This window comes from Corallococcus praedator (genome assembly GCF_003612125.1).
GTDB classification, from domain to species: Bacteria; Myxococcota; Myxococcia; order Myxococcales; family Myxococcaceae; genus Corallococcus; species Corallococcus praedator.
In genome coordinates this window covers 1-384 of sequence record NZ_RAWI01001457.1, presented here as the reverse complement: position 1 = coordinate 384, position 384 = coordinate 1, and the positions used below count along the sequence as shown (strand labels likewise).

The window sequence follows — 384 nt, the reverse complement described above, 5'->3', positions numbered from 1 at the left end:
GTGGACGATCGCAATGCCTGCGTCAAATCTTCCTGCGTCAGCACGATTCGCACTCCGGCCTGCAAAGGCGCTTCAAGTTCCACGCCCTCACTCAGATCAACTGCGATCGGGTCGGTTTCGACTTCCAAGGCGGCAATGCGGAGATTGGGCTGAATTGACAAGCCTCTTCCGGCAATGCGGACGCGATCGACTCGGCCTTGGGCAAGGCGATAGCTTGGTACGCTGTCGATACGGACTTGCAGATCTTCAACCGAGTCAAACTGATTGCGAATCTGATCTTCGGCAAGGCGATCGGCCACTAGACCCACAGGCGACACCAAGCCAATCAGGGCTGAAAGTAAAATTGTCAAAAATTCCATTGCTCAAGCAGTCTAATCGATCAAG

General features: G+C 53.9%; 1 protein-coding gene. It reads right to left on the bottom strand.

Annotated elements, in window-relative coordinates; translation table 11 throughout:
* The coding region (locus D7Y13_RS44880; RefSeq protein ID WP_147452802.1) for an LmeA family phospholipid-binding protein at positions 1 to 359 on the bottom strand (359 nt) is incomplete at its 3' end.
* Positions 360 to 384 lie beyond the last annotated feature (25 nt).